Origin of the sequence: Kitasatospora sp. NPDC101235 (assembly GCF_044767505.1) — a bacterium.
GTDB lineage: Bacteria > Actinomycetota > Actinomycetes > Streptomycetales > Streptomycetaceae > Kitasatospora.
This window is the reverse complement of sequence record NZ_JBIWNZ010000005.1, coordinates 215,132-231,728: the sequence shown is the minus strand read 5'-3', so window position 1 is coordinate 231,728 and position 16,597 is coordinate 215,132. Positions and strand designations below refer to the sequence as shown.

The following is a 16,597-nucleotide window of genomic DNA, read 5'->3' as shown; positions in this document are numbered from 1 at the left end:
CAGCAGGCAGAGCATGGTCATCATCGGCGGAGGGCTCGGCGGCCTGTCCACCGGCTGCTTCGCCCGGATGAACGGCTACCGCACCCGGATCCTGGAGATGCACGAGATTCCAGGCGGCTGCTGCACCGGTTGGGACCGGGGCGAGTTCACCTTCGACTGCTGCATCAGCTGGCTGCTGGGCAGCGGGCCGGGCAACGAGATGCACCAGATCTGGCTCGAACTCGGTGCGCTGCAGGGCAAGCGGATGCGCAACTTCGACGTCTTCAACGTGGTGCGCACCCGGGACGGCCGGGCGGTGTACTTCTACTCCGACCCGGACCGGCTGGAGGCCCACCTGCTGGAGCTCGCCCCGGAGGACGCCCGGCAGATCCGGCAGTTCTGCGGCGGGCTGCGCAAGTTCCGCCTGGCACTGGCCCGTTACCCCTTCCTCAAGCCGGTCGGGCTGATGGGCGGGTGGGAGCGGATGCGGATGCTCGCCTCCTTCCTGCCGTACTTCAACGTGATCCGCCGCTCGATCACGGTGCTGATGAGCGACTACTCGGCGCGGTTCAGGAGCCCGCTGCTGCGCGAGGCGTTCAACTTCGTCCTGTACGAGAAACACCCCAACTTCCCGGTGCTGCCGACGTACTTCCAGCTCGCCTCGCACGCCGGACAGTCGGCCGGGGTGCCGGAGGGCGGCTCGCTGGGGCTGGCCCACTCGATCGAGCAGCGCTACCTGCGGCTGGGCGGCGAGATCACGTACAACACCAAGGTGACCGAGATCCTGGTCGAGAACGACCGGGCGGTGGGGGTGCGGCTGAGCGACGGCCAGGAGGTGCGGGCCGACATCGTGGTGGCCGCCTGCGACGGCCGGACCACCATGATGGACCTGCTCAAGGGCCGCTACCTGAGCGACACCTACCGCCGGCTGTACACCCAGACCATCACCGAGCCGGGCATGGTGTTCCCCGGCTACGTGACCGTCTTCCTCGGCCTGCGCCGGCCCTTCCCGGCCGGTGATCCGTGCACCACCTACCTGCTGGAGGACGAGGTCGCCGAGCGGCTCACCGGCATCCGGCACCCGAGCATCAACGTCCAGTTCCGCAGCCGCCACTACCCGGAGCTGTCGCCCGCCGACACCACCGTGGTGTACGCCAGCTACTTCTGCGACATCGAGCCCTGGCGGGAGCTGAGCACCGGGCCGGAGCAGGAACCCCGGGTGCGGCGCGGCGAGGAACTGCACACCCTGCCGGTCGGCCGGGGGCGGGAGTACCAGCGGGCGAAGCGCCGGGTGCGCGACACCATCGTCGAGTTCCTGGACGGCCACCACCCTGGGCTCAGGGCGGCGGTGGCCGTCAAGGACGTCTCCACTCCGCTCACCCAGGTCCGCTACACCGGCAACTACGACGGCACGGTGCTGGGCTGGCAGCCCTTCGTGGAGAGCGGCGAGACCCTGGAGGAGGAGATCAAGCGCAACGGCCCGGGGCTGCCCGGCCTGGCGAACTTCTACCTCTCCGGGGTCTGGGCGACCACCGGCGGGCTGATCAGGGCGGCGGCGGCCGGCCGACACGTCGTCCAGTTCATCTGCCGGGACGACGGCAAGCCCTTCACTGCCGAGGTGGACGACAGCGCGCCGCTGCCCACCCTGCTCATCGAACCGGTCGGCCCCGCCGGCCGGCAGTTTGGAGTCACCTCGTGAGGATCGAGAAGTGGGTCGTCCAGGAGCACGCGGACGGCGTGCCGGACGTGGAACGGATGTACCGGAAGGTCGTGGAGGAGCTGGACGTCCGGCTCGCCGCGGACGAGATGCTGCTGCGCACCCGGTACGTCTCGGTCGACCCGTACCTCCAGGGCATCGCACTGGACACCCCGATCGGCGACCACATGGGCGCGGACGCGATCATGGAGGTGATGGAGGCCGGGCCGGACGCGCGCTTCGCGGTCGGTGACCTGGTGCAGGGCTTCGCCGGCTGGCGCAGCCACCTGGTGAGCAACGGTGCGCCCAGGCTCTGGCAGACCGGGACCTTCCCGATGGTCTTCCCGGCCTTCCGCCGGCTGGACCCCGCCGACCACGACGAGGCCCTGCCGCTCTCCACCGCTCTCGGCATCCTGGGCGGGCCCGGGATGACGGCCTGGGGGACGGTCGAGAAGTTCCTGGACGTCCGCCCCGGCTCGACGGTGCTGGTCAGCGGAGCCTCCGGGGCTGTCGGCTCGCTGGTGGGGCAGCTGGCCAAGCACCGGGGCGCACGGGTGATCGGCACCACGGCGGCGCCGGAGAAGGCGGCGTGGCTGTGGGAGCTGGGCTTCGACGGGGTGCTGCTGTACCGCGACGGCGACGCGCCGGAGCGGTTGGAGAAGGAGCTGGCCGAGCTGGCGCCGGAGGGCATCGACCGCTACTTCGACAGCCTCGGCGGGGTGCTGACCGACGTGGTCTTCGGCATGCTCGCGGTGGAGAGCCGGGTGGCCGTCTGCTGGCAGTGGGCGAGCCAGGTCGGCGGGGACTGGGTGGGGCCGCGGCTGCTGCCCTTGATCATGTTCCCGCGCACCACGATCCGCGGCATCTTCTCGCTGGAGTGGTTCACCGAGGAGAACTGGGCCGCGCTGCGGCGGGACGTCGGGGCCCTGGTCCGCGGCGGGGAGCTGACGTACCGGCAGACCGTGCACCAGGGGTTCGACAGCATCCCGGCGGCCTACCGCGGCCTCTACCTGGACCGTGCGGCCAGCCGGGGGAAGGTGCTGGTCGAGCTCTGAGCCGGGGCGGGGCCCCTCGGCGGGTTCGTCGAGGGGCCCCGGCGTGCGGTCAGTTCAGGGTGAACCAGGTGCTCCGGGACTTCTTCCACTCCGGGTGGGTGAGGTCCTTGGCGGCGGTGGCGTCGCCGTAGAGGTCGGCGGAACCGTCGTCGGTGATCAGCTGGGCGCGGGCGCCGGGGGTGTCCAGGTCCGGGACGTCCGGGACGGCCTCCCAGGCGCCGTAGTCGCTGGTCGGCAGGTCGAGCAGCTTGGTCGGCCGGGAGCCGGGCTGCCCGTTCCAGCGGTAGAGCGCGTACGGGGCGGAGTTGTCCTCGGCGGCCCAGGAGCCGGCGACGATCAGGTACTGGCCGAGGTCGTTGCGGCGGATGTCGCGGACGGACAGCCCGCCGAGGTCCAGCTCGATCGCGTCGCCGAAGGTCGCGTGCGTCGCCGAACCGTTGAGCAGCGACGGGAAGTTGGTGACCGGGACGAGCAGCGCCCGGCCGCCGGTGACGGCCGGGGTGAGCGGCGCGCGGAAGCCGATGTAGGCGGTGCTGGTGCTGCCGGGGGCGAACTCCAGGCCCTCGACGTTGAACCCGTCGATCTGCTTGGGCGCCTGTCCGTCGGCGGCGCCGGCGGCGAAGCCGTAGCGCTTGCCGTGGGCGTCGTCCCAAGCGATCAGGTCGTCGCGCAGGCCGTGGTACGAGCCGGCCAGGGACAGCTGGGTGTCGGCGCCGGATCCGGTGACGGTGGTGGCGAAGACGGTGTGCCGGTCGGTCTTGACCACACCGTCCTTGTTGTTGCCGAGCGAGCCGGTCCAGTAGATGGTGTTGCCGACCCGGGTGGCGCCCTCGATGTCGATCTCCTTGGAGATGCCGAGGGCCGAGCTGAAGTCCCAGGTACGGATCGGCGCACCGGAGTTGTTGCGGTCGTACAGGCGCAGGGTGTTGGACTCGTCGTCGCCGACCACGATGTAGCCGCCGCCCGCGTCCACGGCGGCCGAGGCGTCGCTGGAGCCGGTCAGGTAACGGCTGGTGGCGGAGGACTGGACGGCGGGGGAGGCGGCGTAGTGCAGGGTGCGGGTGGCGCTCTTGCCGCCCAGGCCGGTGACCTTGATGGTGAGGTCGGCGTAGCCGACGCCCTGGGCGGCGACCGCCAGGGTGCGGGTGCCGCCGGTGCCGCTCACCGTGACGTCGCCGGTGCGGGCCACGGCGCTGCGGGTGGTGGCGGAGGCGGCGACGGTCAGTGCCGAGGCCGAGGCACCGGACTGGGCGACCGTCACGGTCACGGTCGGGTCGCCGGTGGCGCCGACCGCGCCGGACAGGTACCCGGCCGAGAAGGCGATCGTCGGGGTGCCGTACGTGACCGCGCCGGCCGGAAGCGCGGGCAGGGCGAGCACGGGCACCGCCGCAACGGCGACGGCGAGCGGCAGCAGGCGGCGGAGGGAACGCGACACAGTGGCTACCCTTCGGCAGGCGGGGGATTCGACGGAGGGTGCAAGCCTGCTGGCGCTCGGCGAACACCGACCCTACGGCGACCCTACGACCGTGGACGGGTGGGCGAACAGCAGGCCTTGCAGCGGGGGGTGAGGCTCAGTCGGTGATGCCGGCCGCCCGCAGGCGGCGGGCGACCGCGTCCCAGTCGGGGGCGACCGGCTCGGTCCGACGGGTGCCGACGCCCTTGTCCTTGAAACCGCTGGAGGTCGACACGCAGACCACCGGCCCCTCGGAGAGGTCCGGTTCGCCGAGGCTGCGCAGCCCGGCCAGACCGGCCGCCGAGGACAGCTCCGTCCAGAGCCCGGCCCGGGCCAGCTCCCTCTGGGCGTCCGCGAGTTGACCGTCGTCCAGGGTCAGCGCCCGGCCGCCGCTCTCGCGGACCGCGAGCACGCCGCGGTAGCCGCTGACCGGGGAGGTGATCGAGTACGCGTCGCTCGGGCCGACCGTCACGTGGGTGGCCGGCAGGCCCTCCGCGATGGCCCGGGCGAGCGGCCCGGAGGCGGCCGTCTCACAGGAGTGGATGCGCGGCACCCGGTCGGTGAGGCCCAGCCGCCGCAGCTCGGCGAAGCCCTTCCAGACGCCGAACAGGAGCTCGCCGTAGCCGGTCGGGACGAACACCGCGCTCGGCAGGCCGACGTCCTGGAAGATCTCGTACGCGACGGTCTTGTAGCCCTCGGGGCCGTACGCGTGCCCGGTGTGGGTGGTGGTCAGGTTGCTGACCGGGTGCAGGCCCAGCCGGTCGACCACCTGGCGCAGCAGCGGCCAGCGGGCCTCCCACGGCACCGGGAGCACCACCGCGCCGTAGGCGTCGAGGAAGGCGTCGACGTTCGGCGGCAGGTCCGGGCCGGTGAACACCACGCAGCGCAGTCCGGCGCGGGCGGCGTAGGCGGCGGCCGAGGCGCCGTGGTTGCCGGAGGAGGCGACCGCGAGGCCCGGCGCGCCGACGCCCACGGCGGCACTGGTGGTGCAGCGGTTCAGCCGGTCCTTGTGGCTCCAGGTGGGGTTGCGCGACTCGTCCTTGACGTACACCCCGGGCTCGATCTCCACCAGCGCAGTGGCGCCCTCGCCCAGGCCCGGTGCGAGCAGCGGCGGCAGCAGCGGGGCCCAGCGCTCCAGGCCGCCGCGCACCGGGGAGGGGGCGAACAGGCCTGCCGGGTCGGCCTTGCCGTAGGCGTAGTCGACCTCGACGGGGTAGGAGACGTCGTCGGTGCCGGTGCGCGGGCAGCCGGCGGTGAGCGGGGGCCAGAGCGGGAAGTCGAGGGAAGGGTCACCGAGGGAGCGTTGGCCGGTCGCGAGGGAGTCTTCTGTCGGCATGCCAGGAGACTAGCCGGGCGGCCGACCTGCGGTCCGGCGGTCGACGGGGCTCGGCGTGAACCGGTTCGTGGGGGTACCGGTACCGGCCGTTTCGGGTGGTCGTGCTGCGCCGGCTGGCCTAGTTGGCCTGGCGGATCGCCGAGATGTCGAACTCCAGGACGACCTTGTCGCCGACCAGGACGCCGCCGCCCTCCAGGGCCGCGTTCCAGGAGACGCCGTACTCCTTGCGGCTGATGGTCACCGAGCCCTCCAGCCCCACCCGCAGGTTGCCGTACGGGTCGACGGCGTTGCCGGTGTACTCGAAGTCGATGGTGACCGGGCGGGTGGTGTCCTTGATGGTGAGGTCGCCGGTGACCCGGTACTCGCCGGCGGAGCGCACCTCGACCGCGGTGGAGCGGAAGGCGATGTCGGGGAAGTTCGGAGCGTCCAGGAAGTCGTTGGTGCGCAGGTGGTGGTCACGCTGCGCCACGCCGGTGTCGATGCTCTCTGCCTTGATCACCACCTGACCGGAGGAGCGGGACGGGTCGCCGCCGTCCAGGTGGGCGGTGCCCTCGAACTTGTGGAAGGCGCCGCGGACCTTGGTCACCATGGCGTGGCGGGCGACGAAGCCGATCCGGGTGTGGGTGGGATCGAGGATGTAGTCGCCGGTGAGCTCGGAGAGGTTGGCGGTCATGGTCGGCGTGCCTCCTGAGGCGGGTCCCGGGCCTCGGCCCGGGGTGGTCGGGCGGTCCCCGGACCACGCTAGGGGCAGTTCCCGCAGGCCGCGCGTCGGGCTGGGCCCGAGCGGGGCGCGGGGCGGGAAGACCCGCGGGGGACTCAGGGGGTGAACGGACCAGGGGGCCGAGATGGACGGTGGAGTGCGGGCGAGGCGGCGGTCGCGAAGCGGGTCGGCGGACCGGGACCGGTGTGCCGAGGCCGCCGGGCCCCCGGCCGTGGGGAGCCCGGCGGCGTCGCTCAGCGGTGGCTCGGGAACTGCACCACCTGCTGGTAGGTCGGACGGTTCTGCCAGGTGCTCTTGGCGTCCGTCACGCCGCCCAGCGGGCGCTGGACGATCGTGTCGGCGCACCACTGGTCGCCGGCCGCGCAGTCCGCGTCGCCCGGGTAGACCTGGGCGGGCGTCTGGGCGGCGGCCTGCTTCAGGGTGGTCAGCAGGACGGTCCGGCAGGCCGCGAGGTCGCCCCCGCCGCAGAACGGCCGGGCCAGCGGGCCGGCCACCCGGTCGCCGAGGACGGCGCGCAGGTCCTTGTCCAGGTAGCTCCACCAGCCGTACTGGAAGGCCGAACCCTTGTGCGGGATGGCCTCGTTGGCGCTCACCGGGCCGGTGGCGGGGCCGGCCTGCCCGCCCGAGGGGGACTCGTTGATCTGGAGCGCGCCGGTCAGCGCGCCGAACAGCGGATCGCCGAGGCCCGGCCGCATGACGCCGTCGGCGACCAGCGGCCACCAGGCGTCCATCACCCGGATCGCGGTGGCGTCCGCGTAGCCGTGGCTGCCCGGCGAAGTCTCCTTCCGCAGGGCGCCGTCGGCGAGCCAGGCCTCCAGCTGCTGCAGGGCGGTGAGGGCGGCCTGGTCGGTGACGGGGGCACTGCGCAGCACGCGGACCAGGTCGGGCAGTACGTCCTCGGCCCGCAGGTCGGCCAGGGCGGCGCTCTCCATGGCCTGGGTGAGCGAGACCCGGCTCGCCTTGCCGCCGTTCCTGAGCAGGGACTTGACCCGGTCGTCCAGCAGGTTGCCGCGGTGCACCGAGCCGTTGCCGAAGCCGGCCGAGGTGTAGCCGTCCGCCTGCTTGTTGTTCCAGGAGACGTAGTAGTCCTGGTTGACGGACTGCGGGTGCTCGGCTGCCGGGGTGTACCGGGCGGTGTTGGCGGCGGGATCGAAGTCGGCCCACTCGTAGGCGGGTTGAGCCCGGACGGGCAGTCCGGGGTCCACGCCGGGGGCGCGGACCGGGTTGCTGCCGGAGTTGTAGTACGCGATGTCGCGCGAATCGGCGTAGAACCAGTTGAAGGTGTAGTTGATGTCCTGCGCGGCCCGCTGGAAGCCGGCCGCGTCGTGCACCGCGCCCGGGTCGTTCAACTCTTGGAAGCCGATGATGGAATCGGCCTCGTGCCGGTAGGTGGAGCGCAGCGAGGTGAAGGCGACGGGTGCGCCGCCGACCGTGCCGCGGGCGGTCACCAGGCCGTACCTGGAGCGGTACATCACCAGGGTGTAGGAGCCGGCCGGGGTGGAGTCGGCGGTGGTGGGGTTCCACGCGTTCTTGCGTTCCAGCCGCTCGAAGGGCAGGCACTGGCCGTGCCAGAGGTAGGAGCCGGCGGCGGTGGTGGCCGGGGAGCCGTCGGTGGTGCAGAGCGGGACGGCGTAGGTGTCGGTGATGTCCTGCCCGGCGGAGGTCGCGCTCCAGGCGTAGTCCTGGCCGCGGCCGAGCTGGACGTAGAAGCTCAGGCCGGCGAAGGCGGCGCCGCGTGCGCTGATCCCGGGGCCCTGGATCTCCTCCAGCATCAGCAGCTGCGGGGCGAAGTAGCCGGTCTGCGGGCCGAACACGGCCACCGGGTGGCCGTCGTCGGTGTGCGCGCCGGAGACCAGCAGGGCGTTGGACATGCCGTGCCGGGCGGTCAGCAGGTTTCCGGGCAGGACGCCGTTCGCCTTGGTGGCGGCGGAGTCGGCGGAGCCGGTGGCGTCGTAGACCACCCGCTCGGGCACCACCGAGCCGGGGTCGGGCAGCGCCTCGCCCTGCGGGTGATCGGGGACGGTCGCGTACGGGAAGCTCTGTCCGTCGTGCAGGGTCTGGACGGCCTCCGGGTCGTCCGCCTCGCGCAGGGACTTCCAGACCGCGTCCCCGGCGTCCTTGCCGTACCGGGCCTCGGCGGCCGACTTGACCTGGGCGGAGGCGAGTTCGTTGCCGCCGCCGGAGCCGAACAGCGCGCCGACCACGGAGGCGAGGGCGACCAGGTCGGTCAGCTTGAACGGTTCGATCGAGCCGGCGTTGGTGATCGGGTCGATGTGCCCGGTGAGGTCGTACTCCCCGGGGAAGGTGCGGGCGTTGTAGGACTCCTTGGCGTACTGGTTGATGCCGTCGAGGTAGGCGTTGGCGTCGGTGAGCGCCTGGGTGGCCCGGCCGCCGCGGGCGGCGATGGCGTCGATCTGCTGCTGCAGCTCCGCCTCGGTGTACGGCGCTGCCTGCCAGAAGGTCTGCTCCAGTTGGCGGTTGGCGGCGGCGCCGCCGGCGAAGCCGGACAGCTGGCCGCGGCCGACGTGCCGGAAGAGGTCCATGACCCAGAGCCGGTCCTGGGCGGCGGCGTAGCCGGCGCCGAACTCGGTGCCGTAGCGGGTGGTGCCGGTGATGTGGGGGACGCCGGTGGCCTTGTCGCGCACGATGGTGACGTCCGGGCGCGGGCTGGTGGTACTGGCCACCTGGTCGGTGGGGACGCCGAAGGAGGCGTCGTTGAAGAAGTCACGCAGCCTGGCCTCGGTCAGGCCGGGGTAGCCGGAGGCGAGGGCGGCGTACGGGCCGAGCTGGTCGTCGGTGTGCGCGGGGCGGGTGCCGAAGGCCCGGTTGAGCAGGATGTCGGCGAGGGTGGCGTTGCCGTTCTCGCCGGGCGGCAGGATGTCGGCGCAGTGGCCGCCGCAGTAGTCGTTGGCGGCGGCGGTCGCCGTTGCGGGGGCGGGCACGGCGGTGGCGGTGGGGGCGGTGGTCAGGGCTGCGGTGACGAGCAGGGCCGGGGCGAGGGCGGCGGCCGGGAGCCGGAGGGAGCGGGGGCGGGGGTGTTGGCGCAAGGCGGACTCCTCCGTCGAAGTCTCACGGAAGAGTCGACGGTAGGGGTGCTACTGGCCGGTTGGCTAGTGGCGTGCATGCCATTTCCCGTGCGGTGGACGGGAGTTGATGGCTCGGTGGTCCGCAGGCCGGTCGGTGCGACCCGGGTGTGGGCCGGGGCGGCGCCGGGCAGTAGCCTGGCCGTTTCGGTGACGTGGGAGGCGGGCGGGGCGTTGGTCGAGAGCGGGTCCGTGCGGGCGTCGGCGCGGGTGGTGTGGCGGCGGAAGGAGCTGGTGCTGCTGCCCGGGGTCGCGACGGTGGTGGTGGGCGGGCTGCTGTCGCTGCTGGTCTGGGCGGAGGTGTGGGCCGGGGGGAGCGTGGTGCTGGGGGTGGCGGGGGCGTTGGTGGTGGCCGTGGCCGCCACGTTCTCCAACGCCGTGACGCTCATCGCGGCCGATGACGCGCTGCGCGGGCGGCCGGTGGGGATCGGGTCCTGTTGGGTGCGGGCGGCGAGGCGGTTGCCGGTGATCGCGGGCTGGGCGCCGGTCGGAGCTCTGGGAGTCGTCGGGACGCTGCTGCTGGTGGGGATGGGGTGGTCGTCGGCGAACTATCTGGTGCTGCCGGCACTCGTGCTCGACGGGGTCGGGGTGCGGGAGGCGCGGCGGAGCGCGCGGGAGGCGTACCGGCGGGACCGTGGGCGGTTCATGCGGGGGTCGGCCTGGATGACGATGCCGGTTCAGGTGGCGCTGCTGCCGTGCCTGGTGGTGTTCGCCCTCGGGCTCACGGTGACCGACCGGGCACTCGGGGCGCAGATGGTGGCCGGGGCGGTGCTGTGCCTGGGGGTGGCCGTGGCGGTGACGGCGAGTCTGTACGGGGTGTTCCGGGTCACGCTGTACCGGGAGCCGGCCGGGGTGGCGACGGCGCCGGGCCCGGTGCTGCGGGTCTCGGAGGTGGAGTAGCCGGGCGACAGGGCGGCGCCGCACCTGCCTGGCTCAGTCCGGAGGTGCGGCGCCGGGTCGGTGGGGCCTCGGGTCAGGGCTTGAGCACCAGGCGGATCGGGTTGCCCTCCTTGCGCTCCAGCGCCTCGACCGCGCGGGCCGCCTCGGCCAGCGGGAAGGTCCCGCTCACCGAGCGGGAGAACTCGAGCCGGCCGCCGCGGACCAGGTTGACCAGGTCGACGACGTCCTGGCCCTCGGAGCCGTAGTGGCCGCGGATCTGCTGGCGCAGGTAGCTGACCAGGGTGCCGTTGGTGACGGTCAGCGGCTTGTCGGTGAGGCCGACCAGCACCAGGCGGCCGTGCTCGCCGAGGGTGGCCATGGCCTGCTCGCGCACCGGGGCGACCCCGGCGAAGTCGAAGGCGGCGGACAGCGGGCGACCGCCGGTGGCCTCGCGCAGCAGCTCGGCGAACCCGGGGTCGGCCGGGTCGAGGGCGGCGTCGGCACCGAAGGCCAGGGCGCGCTCGCGGGCGGCCGGCAGCGGGTCGACGGCGACGATCGGGAAGGCACCGATGGCCCGCAACAGCTGCACGCCGTGGGCGCCGAGGCCGCCGACGCCCCAGACGCCGACCGCCTCGGCCGGGCGCACGGCGCCGGTGGTGGTGATCGCGGCCCAGGGGGTGGAAACCGCGTCGGGGATGAAACAGGCCTGCTCGAAGGGGAGCTCGTCCGGGATCGGCACCAGGGTGGTGGCGGTGGCGAGTGTGCCGGGGCTTCCGGGGAGGCGCCGGCGCGCCGCACCCAGGCCGAACGGCGTGCCCGGGCCGAGTCCGCGCTGATCGCCGCCGCCGCCCGGCTGATCGCCGAGCACGGCAGCACCGGGGTCACGCTCGCCAGGGTGGGGGAGGAGGCGGGCTTCAGCCGGGGCCTGGCCACCCACTACTTCGGCTCGAAGGCCGCGCTGCTGGCCCGGCTCCAGGAGGCGGCGCTGGCCGAGGCGATGGCGGCGGCCGCGCCGGAGCGCAGTGGGGCGGGGGCGGTGGACGAGCTGTGCGGGTTCGCGCGAGGCTGTCTGGAGGGCGTGCGCAACCCGACCGACCTGGGCCGGGCCTTCGTGGTGCTGGGAGCCGAGGCGCTCGCCGGGGCCTCGGAACTGACTGTCGCGGTGGCGGAGTTGGACACCCGGACCCGGGAGTGGGCGGCCGAGGTGGTCGGGCAGGGGCAGCGGGACGGCGAGCTGCGCCCCGGCGTGGACCCGGGAGCCTTCGCGCTGGCCTTCGTCGGGCTGCTCAAGGGGTTGGTGGTGCAGGCCGCGGCCGGTCCGAAGGCCTTCGACGTGGGGGTGGCGGTCGCGGAGTCCGAACGGTGGATCCGGCTCGCGCTGACGGCGGGCTGAGGGTGCGTCCCGGGGCGTGCGGCCGGGAGTCGGGCGGGGGAGGAAGCGACGCCGCCGCCGCCGCACGGGGCCGCACGGGGCCGTGCGGCGGCGGGCGAAGGGTGGCGGCCGGCCGCCCGGGGCGGGGTCAGGCCCGCCGGGTGGGCGAACTCCGGCGCGCCGGCGGCGTGATGCGCACCCGCTGGGTGGCGGGCGCCTTTTCGAGGTCGTCCAGCTGGGCGAGGACGGTGGCGCGCAGGTCGTCGTCGTCCTCGAAGTGGTGGTCGTTGAAGAGGGTGTAGCCGGACCACATCAGGTTGGCGCAGACCCGGGGCGGGACCTTGCCCGTGGCGGCGCCCATGCCGACCAGGGCGACGGACCGGATGGAGCCCGGTGCCAGGTGGTTCTGGCGGTGGACGGCCTGGAAGGCGGCGGCGCAGGCCAGGGCCACGTTCAAGGTCTCGCTGACGTTCTGCGAGGAGGTCTGCATGGTCGGGGCCGATATCAGGAACGCGGGGTTGACGGCGCCGGAGGGCACGCAGACCGCGCTGCCGACCGGGAGGCTGCCGGCGTGCCGCTCGCGGATCGCCTTCTGGACCCGCAGCTGGATGCCCGCACCCAGGTGGCGCTTGATCGCCGCGTCCGTCCCGCCGTCCATCCGGCCGCGGGAGTTGGTGGGGCTGACCCAGGCGTCGGCCTTCGCGGTGAGGAGGGAGGCGTGCCGGATCTCGATCCCGGGGACGTCGGCGAAGGCCGCCCGCCAGGACTCCACGACCGCCGCGTTGAGGTCGGTCAGCACCACCTTGAGCGGCGACGGGGTGCGGTCCGTGGTCATGCTGGGCTCCTGTCGGTCGGGTGTGCGGCCGGGCGGTGGCCAGGCCCGTCGGCCGGGTCGGTCGATCCGGTTCCTTGGTGACACCGACGAAGCTAGCGCCCGGCTCTGACAATCCGTCCACCCCCGGTCGGCGGCCGGTCGGGGCGGGCCGGACTGTCGGACCCCGCTGATAGGACTGTGGTGTCCGCCAGGGAAGCTGACGGGCCATCACCTGCCGTTCGTCTGTCATTCGTACGGTCCCGACCAGCCGGAGTCGCACCACCATGAGCGCTGTCGACACCCCCGCCACCCAGCCCGACCCGAACGACCCGCTCGCCCTCGCGGAGCTCTTCACGGGCGGCGGCGAGCCGTGGCTGCCGCTGCTGAAGCCGGTCATCGAGGCGCAGCCCGGTGCGGCCTCGTTCATCGGCCCCGGCCGCAGTCCGGAGGTCGTCCCGGTCCGCGAGCTGACCTTCCAGGCGCTCAAGCCGCACGCGCCGCACAAGTGGAAGGTCGTCGTCTTCGGCCAGAACCCGTACCCGAGGCCGGAGAGCGCCACCGGCATCGCGATGTTCGACAACACCTTCCACGACTGGAAGGACAGCCAGTTCGGCCGGGTGATCAGCATCCGCTGCCTGATCAAGGCCGCGGCGATGTGGAAGTACGGCATCCCCAAGAAGACGCCGATCGCGGACATACGGGCGCTGCTGAAGAAGCAGGAGACGGTCCAGCCGCCGGAGTGGTTCCAGGCGATGCTCACCCAGGGCGTGCTGCTGCTGAACGCGGCGCTCACCGCGAGCGGCGACGGGGCGATGGGGCCGGACCAGCACACCGGGTTCTGGCGGCCGGTCGCCGAGCGGATCGTCGAGGAGATCCTCCGCGCCAAGCAGCAGTCCGCCGAGGAGGACCGCTACGTCGTCTTCGCCTGGTGGGGTGCGCACGCGCGCAGCCTGAAGAACGTCGTGCTGCGGCTGCAGGAGAAGTACCCCGAGGTCGAGGTCCGCCACATCGACCACGCCAACCCGGCGGCCCAGGGCGACATCTTCTGCGACGGCGAGCACTTCGCCACGGTGAACGCCGCCCTCGCCTCGCTCGGCGCCGACGAGGTCGACTGGCTGCCCAGCACCGGGTGGAACGCGCCGTCGGCGCAGGGCGGCGGGGCGCAGGACGGGACGGCCGAGCGGATGGGCGCCTTCATCGCCTCCACCATGGAGCTGCACCAGCTCTACCTGGACCGACTCGCCGGGGTGAAGGACGAGGGCCTCGTCCTGCCCGCCGTCACCGGTGTGTTCGACACCCCGCTGCTGGGCTTCCGGGAGGCGGTGTCGCCGGTCGCCGAGCTGCTGCGCGGCCTGGACCGGCACGTGTCGCTGTCGCACGACTTCGGCAAGCGGCGGGCGGACGAGGCGGCCACCGGCCTGTCCGCCGACGAGATCGCCGCGCTCTACCTGTACACCTGCGAGTCCGCGTTCTACCGGGAGATCAACGCGGTGCTGCGCTCGCCGGACCGCAGCCGGCTGGTGCCGTACCTGCCGTACCTGCGGCTGCTGTTCGCGGCGGTGTCGCGGCTGCCCGCCCGTACCGCGCCGCTGTGGCGCGGGGTGTCGCTGGACCTGCGGCGCCAGTACCCGCTCGGGAAGACGGTCACGTGGTGGGGCGTGTCCTCCTGCACCTCCGAGCTCGGGGTGGCGCGCTCCTTCCTCGGCAGCCGGGGCAAGCGGACGCTCTTCGAGGTGCGTCCGGTGCGGGCCGCCGGCATCAGGAACTTCTCGGCGTTCACCGGCGAGGAGGAGTTCATCCTGCTGCCCGGCACGCAGTTGGAGGTCACGGAGGTGCGGGCCGAGCGCGGCGGCCTGTGCACCGTGACGCTGACCGAGCTGGAGGAGGCGCCCCTGGTGTCCTGAGGTGCCTGGGGCCGAACCCGCCGGATTGGCAACTAAGTCAGTAATTTTACTGAGTTAAGTTATGCTGGAATCCGAGCAGCAGGTGAGCCCGCGGTGCAGGAAGGGACGCGAACGATGACCTCGGAAGCCCGGAACCTCGACGGCGAACTGGAGCGGGAGAGGGCCTACGTCGAGGTCTGCCGGGCGGCGACGGCCCGGCAGGTCGAGGACGCGAGCCACCAGGTCGTCGCCGGGGAGGACGTCTCCGGCGACGGCGCCAGTGCGGAGGCGCTCGGCCGGTACCTGCGCACCCGCGCCAAGCGGATGAGGGAGCTGCCGCAGAGCCCGTCGTTCTTCGGCCGCCTGGACTTCGCCGACACCGCGGAGGCCGGCGACCACCGGCGGCAGCGCTACTACGTGGGCCGACGGCGGATCTCCGAGGACCCGACGGTGCCGCCGCTGGTGGTCGACTGGCGGGCCCCGGTCTCCCGGGCGTTCTACCAGGCGAGCGCCCACGCCCCGCTCGGGCTCGCGCGGCGCCGCCGGTTCGGCTGGGCGCCGTGGAGCCTGGGCGCGCCGGAGGAGCTGACCGGGCTGGAGGACGAGCCCCTCGGCGGGGCCGGCGGGTTCGCGGGGTCCGGCGGGCGCGGCCCGGCGGGCGGCGAGGGCAGTGGGGAGGGCGGCGCGGGCGGCATCCTGGCCGCCGAGATCGAGCGGCCCCGCACCGGCCCGATGCGGGACATCGTCGCCACCATCCAGCCCGAACAGGACGCGCTGGTGCGGGGCGAACTGAGCGAGTCGGTGTGCGTGCAAGGCGCGCCCGGCAGCGGCAAGACCGCCGTCGGGCTGCACCGCGCCGCGTACCTGCTCTACAGCTTCCCGCAGCGGATCCGGCGCAGCGGCCTGCTGGTCATCGGCCCCAACCGGACCTTCCTGCGCTACATCGCCGAGGTGCTCCCCGCGCTCGGCGAGATCGACGTCGCCCAGAGCACCGTCGAGGACCTGGTCGCCACCCGGCCGGTCACCTCGGTGGACGACGAACGGGCCGCCGCCGTCAAGCAGGACGCGCGGATGGCGACGGTGCTGCGCCGGGCACTGTACGGCCGCATCCGGGCGACGGGCTCGGAGCCACTGGTCGTCCCGGACGGCTCCTACCGGTGGCGGGTGTCGCCGGAGCGGCTCGACCGGACGGTCGCCGAACTGCGCGGGCAGGCGCCGCCGTACGCGATCGGCCGGGAGAGCCTCCGTACCCGGGTGGTGGCGATGGTCCAGGACCAGGCCGAGCGCCGGTCCGGCGTCAGGTCCGGTGCCTGGTCGCGGAAGATCGGCCGTTGCAGGCCGGTCGCGGCCTTCCTGGAGGCCGCCTGGCCCGATCTGCGCCCGGAGGCCGTGGTCGCCGCCCTGCTGAGCGACCCCGCCGTGCTGGCCGAGGCCGCCGACGGCGTGCTCGGCCCCGAGGAGCAGGCGGCGATCCTGTGGCGCCGGCCGCCGCGGTCGGAGCGCAGCGCCCCGTGGTCCGAGCACGACCTGATGCTCCTGGACGAGGTGGCCGGCCTGGTCGAGCGCCCGGCCGGCTTCGGCCACGTCGTGGTGGACGAGGCCCAGGACCTCTCCCCGATGCAGTGCCGGGCGATCGCCCGCCGCAGCGCCTTCGGTTCCCTCACCGTCCTCGGTGACCTCGCCCAGGCGACCGCCCCGTGGGCCGCCCGGAGCTGGTCCGAGCAGCTCGCCCACCTGGGCAAGCCGCAGGCCGCGGTGGTGTCGCTGACCACCGGCTTCCGCGTCCCGGCCGCCGTGACGGCGCTCGCCAACACCCTGCTGGGCGCGCTGGACGTGGACGTGCCGCCGGCCGTGTCGCTGCGGCAGGACGGTGAGCTGACGGTGCGACAGGTGGCCGGCGGCAGCCTGGGCGGAGCGGCGGTGGCGGCGGTGCGGGCCGCGCTGGAGCGCGAGGGCTCGATCGCGGTGATCGCGGCGGACGGCGCGGTGGCGGAGGCCGCCGAGGCCCTGCGCGCGGCGGGAATCCCGACCGGGGAGGCGGAACAGGTCGGCACCACGGCGCGGGTGACGGTGCTGCCGGCCTCGCTGGTGAAGGGGCTGGAGTACGACCACGTGGTGGTGCTGGAGCCGGCCGCCATCGTGGAGGCCGAGGCTCGCGGCCTGCACCGGCTGTACGTGGTGGTGACCAGGGCGGTCTCCCGGCTGGACGTCCTGCACTCCCGCCCGCTGCCCGCGCCGCTGGCCGGGTGACGGCGCGGCAGGGGAGGGGAGGCGGGGAGGGCGGGCAGCGCGCGGGTGCGGGATCGCGCCAAATGCGGTGCCGGTT

11 protein-coding genes and 1 pseudogene are annotated in these 16,597 nt (G+C 73.6%); 6 read left to right on the top strand and 6 right to left on the bottom strand.

Going from position 1 to position 16,597, the window contains the following annotated elements:
* The first annotated feature begins 13 nt into the window (after positions 1-13).
* Both ACIRRH_RS11515 and ACIRRH_RS11510 read left to right on the top strand, forming a co-directional pair.
* On the top strand, positions 14-1,678 hold the full coding sequence (locus ACIRRH_RS11515) for a phytoene desaturase family protein (RefSeq protein ID WP_403065537.1): 1,665 nt from the start codon (positions 14-16) through the stop codon (positions 1,676-1,678).
* The gene (locus ACIRRH_RS11510; RefSeq protein ID WP_403065206.1) at positions 1,675-2,730 is read left to right on the top strand and encodes a zinc-binding dehydrogenase; all 1,056 of its coding nucleotides are present in this window, start codon (positions 1,675-1,677) and stop codon (positions 2,728-2,730) included. The genes ACIRRH_RS11515 and ACIRRH_RS11510 overlap by 4 nt, the downstream gene beginning before the upstream one ends.
* 49 nt (positions 2,731-2,779) lie before the next feature.
* Here the strand turns inward: ACIRRH_RS11510 and ACIRRH_RS11505 are convergent, their stop codons facing one another.
* From ACIRRH_RS11505 to ACIRRH_RS11490, 4 genes are all read right to left on the bottom strand, one after another.
* Positions 2,780-4,165, bottom strand: a complete 1,386-nt coding sequence (locus tag ACIRRH_RS11505; protein ID WP_403065203.1) for a hypothetical protein — start codon at positions 4,163-4,165, stop codon at positions 2,780-2,782.
* Between the two features lie 136 nt (positions 4,166-4,301).
* Positions 4,302-5,519, bottom strand: coding sequence for a pyridoxal-phosphate dependent enzyme (locus tag ACIRRH_RS11500; RefSeq protein ID WP_403065200.1), 1,218 nt, complete (start codon positions 5,517-5,519; stop codon positions 4,302-4,304).
* A 118-nt stretch (positions 5,520-5,637) separates the two neighbouring features.
* Positions 5,638-6,192, bottom strand: coding sequence for a YceI family protein (locus ACIRRH_RS11495; protein ID WP_403065197.1), 555 nt, complete (start codon positions 6,190-6,192; stop codon positions 5,638-5,640).
* Between the two features lie 281 nt (positions 6,193-6,473).
* Positions 6,474-9,287 (bottom strand): penicillin acylase family protein, encoded by a 2,814-nt coding sequence (locus ACIRRH_RS11490; protein ID WP_403065194.1) that lies wholly within the window; start codon positions 9,285-9,287, stop codon positions 6,474-6,476.
* Positions 9,288-9,473: 186 nt separating this feature from the next.
* Here ACIRRH_RS11490 and ACIRRH_RS11485 point away from each other — a divergent pair, with 186 nt between their 5' ends.
* On the top strand, positions 9,474-10,223 hold the full coding sequence (locus ACIRRH_RS11485) for a hypothetical protein (protein ID WP_403065191.1): 750 nt from the start codon (positions 9,474-9,476) through the stop codon (positions 10,221-10,223).
* A 73-nt stretch (positions 10,224-10,296) separates the two neighbouring features.
* On the opposite strand, the pseudogene ACIRRH_RS11480 reads toward ACIRRH_RS11485, so the two are convergent.
* Positions 10,297-10,962 (bottom strand): annotated as a pseudogene (locus tag ACIRRH_RS11480) (zinc-binding dehydrogenase); the annotation flags it as partial.
* On the opposite strand from ACIRRH_RS11480, the gene ACIRRH_RS11475 reads away from it, so the two are divergent.
* The gene (locus tag ACIRRH_RS11475; RefSeq protein WP_403065534.1) at positions 10,909-11,595 is read left to right on the top strand and encodes a TetR/AcrR family transcriptional regulator; all 687 of its coding nucleotides are present in this window, start codon (positions 10,909-10,911) and stop codon (positions 11,593-11,595) included. The pseudogene ACIRRH_RS11480 and the gene ACIRRH_RS11475 overlap by 54 nt on opposite strands.
* A 127-nt stretch (positions 11,596-11,722) precedes the next feature.
* Here ACIRRH_RS11475 and ACIRRH_RS11470 read toward each other — a convergent pair whose 3' ends face one another.
* Complete coding sequence (locus tag ACIRRH_RS11470) at positions 11,723-12,409, bottom strand: macro domain-containing protein (RefSeq protein WP_403065188.1); 687 nt, start codon at positions 12,407-12,409, stop codon at positions 11,723-11,725.
* Between the two features lie 263 nt (positions 12,410-12,672).
* On the opposite strand from ACIRRH_RS11470, the gene ACIRRH_RS11465 reads away from it, so the two are divergent.
* Together ACIRRH_RS11465 and ACIRRH_RS11460 are read left to right on the top strand one after the other, a co-directional pair.
* Complete coding sequence (locus tag ACIRRH_RS11465) at positions 12,673-14,292, top strand: ADP-ribosyltransferase domain-containing protein (protein ID WP_403065185.1); 1,620 nt, start codon at positions 12,673-12,675, stop codon at positions 14,290-14,292.
* Positions 14,293-14,406: 114 nt separating this feature from the next.
* Positions 14,407-16,521: a HelD family protein gene (locus ACIRRH_RS11460; protein WP_403065182.1), complete on the top strand. Its 2,115-nt coding sequence runs from the start codon at positions 14,407-14,409 to the stop codon at positions 16,519-16,521.
* Positions 16,522-16,597 lie beyond the last annotated feature (76 nt).

What these genes read in the sequence shown, in the direction of transcription:
- ACIRRH_RS11500 (WP_403065200.1), bottom strand. Translation starts at nt 5,519, where the DNA reads ATGCCGACAGAAGACTCCCTCGCGACCGGCCAACGCTCCCTCGGTGAC.
- ACIRRH_RS11495 (WP_403065197.1), bottom strand. Translation starts at nt 6,192, where the DNA reads ATGACCGCCAACCTCTCCGAGCTCACCGGCGACTACATCCTCGATCCC.
- ACIRRH_RS11465 (WP_403065185.1), top strand. Translation starts at nt 12,673, where the DNA reads ATGAGCGCTGTCGACACCCCCGCCACCCAGCCCGACCCGAACGACCCG.
- ACIRRH_RS11460 (WP_403065182.1), top strand. Translation starts at nt 14,407, where the DNA reads ATGACCTCGGAAGCCCGGAACCTCGACGGCGAACTGGAGCGGGAGAGG.
- ACIRRH_RS11470 (WP_403065188.1), bottom strand. Translation starts at nt 12,409, where the DNA reads ATGACCACGGACCGCACCCCGTCGCCGCTCAAGGTGGTGCTGACCGAC.
- ACIRRH_RS11515 (WP_403065537.1), top strand. Translation starts at nt 14, where the DNA reads ATGGTCATCATCGGCGGAGGGCTCGGCGGCCTGTCCACCGGCTGCTTC.